Genomic DNA, 3,130 nt, shown 5'->3' with positions numbered 1-3,130 from the left:
CGCGGGGGAAGGCCTCGAGGTCGGGCACGCCGGGCGCGAGGTCGATCCGGGCGGGGGTGGCGCGCAGCAGGTCGAAGACCTCGGGGCCGGGCTCGGCCCGGAACAGCGCGGGTGCCGGGCTGGGCGGTCGTGTCTCGCTCGCCGCCTCCGGTGCGGCGGTGGCGGCCGCGACCACCACCGTGCCGCCCCGGCCGCGGCCGGCGACCTGCCCCTCCTCGGCGAGGCGCTGGTAGGCCTCGGTCACCACCCCGCGGGAGACGCCGAGTTCGGCCGCCAGGACCCGGCCGGCGGGCAGTCTGGAGCCGACCGGGAGCCGGCCGTCGGCGACGGCCTCGCGCAGCCGGCGGGCGAGCCAGTCGGTGAGGCCGCCGGGCGGGGCGTCGGCGGTGTCGAGCTGGAGGAAGTCGGCGCCGACCTCTTTGGACCGGTCGGATCCCTCGGCTTTGGACCTGTTCACCGGACCATAGTGGCGGCGAGGGTGGGGCCATGACCACGGAAACGTCCATGACCGCGGAAACGTCCACGAGCGCAGAAACGCCCACGAGCGCGGAAACGCCCACGGTGCCCGCGGGGGCGCGGGAGCGCGGCCCCGACTACGTCCACGGCTACTCGGAGGACGAGGCGCGGCGCCTCGGCGACCAGGCCGACACCCTCGCCGAACTGCTGCACGCGGGTACGGCCTTCCCCGCGGGCAGCCGGGTGCTGGAGGCGGGCTGCGGGGTGGGGGCGCAGACCGTGCACCTGCTGGCCGCCAGCCCCGGCGTACGGCTGACGGCGGCCGACCTCTCGGCGCGGTCGCTGGCCCAGGCCCGCGCCCGGGTGGCCGCGCAGGCGCCGGCCGCGGACGTCGTCTGGCACCACGGCGACCTGCACCGGCTGCCGTTCCCGGACGGCTCCTTCGACCACGTCTTCCTGTGCTTCGTGCTGGAGCACCTGCCCGACCCGGCGGCCGGGCTGGCGGCGCTGCGCCGGGTGCTGCGGCCGGGCGGGACGATCACGGTGATCGAGGGCGACCACGGCTCGGTGTTCTTCCACCCGGAGAGCCGGGCGGCCCGCGACACCGTCGACCACCTGGTCCGGCTGCAGGCCCGGGCGGGCGGCGACGGACGGCTCGGCCGCCGCCTCCACCCGCTGCTGACGGCGGCCGGATTCGACCGGGTGACGGTCCGCCCGCGCACGGTCTACGCCGACGACGGCCGTCCGGCCCTGGCGGAGGGCTTCACCCGGCGGACCTTCGTCCCCATGGTCGAGGCCGTCCGGGCGGAGGCGCTGGCCGCCGGGCTGACCACCCCGGAGGCCTTCGACCGGGGCATCGCGGAACTGCGCCGCGCGGCCGAGCCGGGCGGGACGTTCCACTACACCTTCTTCAAGGCGGTGGCGGTCCGGCCGTAGTGCGGCCCCCGCGGGCGGGGTCGCGCACGGGGGTCGTGACCGCGCCCACGGGGGGCCGGGTGACGGAGAGCCGCTACTCCGGGACGTCCCCGAGGTCCGCCAGCAGGATGCGCATCGCCTCGACGAGCGCGCCGCGCCGGGCCTCGTCGAGGCCCGTCAGCATCCGGTGCTCGGTGGCGAGGTGGTCGGGCAGCGCGCGGTCGATCAGATCGTGCCCCTCGGGGGTGAGGACGACTTCGCGGCTGCGGCCGTCCTGGTCGCTGCGGGTGCGGGTGACCAGGCCGCGGGCCTCCAGCCGGTCGAGGCGCTGGGTGATCGCGCCGGAGGTGACCATCGCGGACTGCATCAGCCCGGTGGGGGTGAGCCGGTAGGGCGGGCCGCTGCGCTTGAGGGTGGCGAGGACGTCGAAGGAGGCGGCGTCCAGCCCGTGCTCGGCGAAGGTGCGGTTGAGCGCCGCGTCCACCAGCCGGTAGAGGCGTTTGAGCCGGCCGAACACCTCCATCGGGGAGGCGTCCAGGTCGGGGCGCTCGGCGCCCCACTGCGCGACGACGCGGTCCACATGATCTGCCACGGGTTCAGGGTAGGCGATCCCCGACATATCCCTTAGCACTGAGGTAACCGTGAGCCACCTCACTCGGCCACTGCGGTGAATAATGCCTTAGCACTGAGATACATTGCCTTAGTGCTAAGAAATCGCCTCGCCCTCGTCCTGGTGACGGCCCTCGCCCCGGCGGTCCGGGGCACGACCTACCCGGCCACCACCCGCGAGAACGCCTGACCCCGTTCCACCACCACTCCCGAGGAGCACCCCCATGCGCATCACCGTGTTCGGCGCCACCGGCAACGTCGGCAGCCGGGTCGTGGCCGAGGCCCTGGCCCGCGGCCACCACGTCACCGCCGTCGTACGGGACCCGGCCAAGCCGCACGGTCTGCCGGCCACCGTCCCCCTGGTCCTCGGCGACGCCCGCGACCCCGAGGACGTCGCCCGGATCGCGGCCGGGCAGGACGTGGTGATCACCGCCACCCGTCCGGTGCCGGGCAGCGAGCACGAACTGGCCACCGCCACCAAGGGCCTGCTCGCCGGGGTCGCCGGCACCGGCACGCGGCTGCTGGCCGTCGGCGGCGCGGGCAGCCTGCTGGTGCCGGGCGGCGACGGGACCGCCCTGGTCGACAGCCCCGGCTTCCCCGACGAGATCCGGCCGATCGCCCTGGCCTGCGGCGAGCAGTTCGACCTCTACCGCGCCGCCGGGCCGGACGTCGACTGGACGTACCTGAGCCCGGCCGCGCTGCTGGAACCCGGCGTGCGCACCGGCCGGTTCCGGATCGGCCGCGACGAACTGCTGGTCGACGCCGCGGGCGCCTCGGCGATCTCCATGGAGGACCTCGCCGTCGCACTCCTCGACGAGGCCGAGCGGCCCACCCACCGCCGGGCCCGCTTCACCGCCGCGTACTGAGCGTCGGGCCACCTGCACCTCCCGCCCCGGCGGGGGTGTACCCAGCACCACCCCGAAGACGGCAGCAGGGGTGATCGATCATCAGGCCCGGCCCGGACAGGATCGTTCCCGTGACCAACACCGCAGCCCGGCCCACCGGAACCGTCCCGCCCCGCACCCGGCGCACCCGTCGCGCCGCCCTCGTCCTCGCCGCCGCCGTCCTGGAGGCCAGCTGCAGCTCGCCCATACCCGCGATGATGGTCTGGCCGGTCTCCTCGTCCGTGTTGACCTGGAAGGACGGGTCC

4 protein-coding genes and 1 pseudogene are annotated in these 3,130 nt (G+C 75.5%); 2 read left to right on the top strand and 3 right to left on the bottom strand.

What is annotated here, in order from left to right; genetic code table 11:
• A partial coding sequence (locus AB0E96_RS40050; protein WP_359831628.1) for a GntR family transcriptional regulator occupies positions 1-457 on the bottom strand: 457 nt, incomplete at its 3' end.
• A 47-nt stretch (positions 458-504) separates the two neighbouring features.
• Between AB0E96_RS40050 and AB0E96_RS40045 the strand changes: the two genes are divergently transcribed.
• Entirely contained in the window at positions 505-1,392 is an 888-nt protein-coding gene (locus AB0E96_RS40045) for a methyltransferase domain-containing protein (RefSeq protein ID WP_359831627.1), read from the top strand.
• A 73-nt stretch (positions 1,393-1,465) separates the two neighbouring features.
• Here the strand turns inward: AB0E96_RS40045 and AB0E96_RS40040 are convergent, their stop codons facing one another.
• Positions 1,466-1,963: a MarR family transcriptional regulator gene (locus AB0E96_RS40040; RefSeq protein ID WP_359831625.1), complete on the bottom strand. Its 498-nt coding sequence runs from the start codon at positions 1,961-1,963 to the stop codon at positions 1,466-1,468.
• Positions 1,964-2,204: 241 nt separating this feature from the next.
• On the opposite strand from AB0E96_RS40040, the gene AB0E96_RS40035 reads away from it, so the two are divergent.
• Complete coding sequence (locus AB0E96_RS40035; RefSeq protein ID WP_359831623.1) at positions 2,205-2,846, top strand: NAD(P)H-binding protein; 642 nt, start codon at positions 2,205-2,207, stop codon at positions 2,844-2,846.
• On the opposite strand, the pseudogene AB0E96_RS40030 reads toward AB0E96_RS40035, so the two are convergent.
• Positions 2,830-3,130: pseudogene (locus tag AB0E96_RS40030) on the bottom strand (hypothetical protein); the annotation flags it as partial. The gene AB0E96_RS40035 and the pseudogene AB0E96_RS40030 overlap by 17 nt on opposite strands.

The sequence above is a fragment of the Kitasatospora sp. NPDC036755 genome (assembly GCF_040636595.1).
In the GTDB taxonomy this organism is placed as follows: Bacteria; Actinomycetota; Actinomycetes; order Streptomycetales; family Streptomycetaceae; genus Kitasatospora.
The sequence above is the reverse complement of the archived record's forward strand: the minus strand, read 5'-3'. Positions and strand labels throughout refer to the sequence as shown.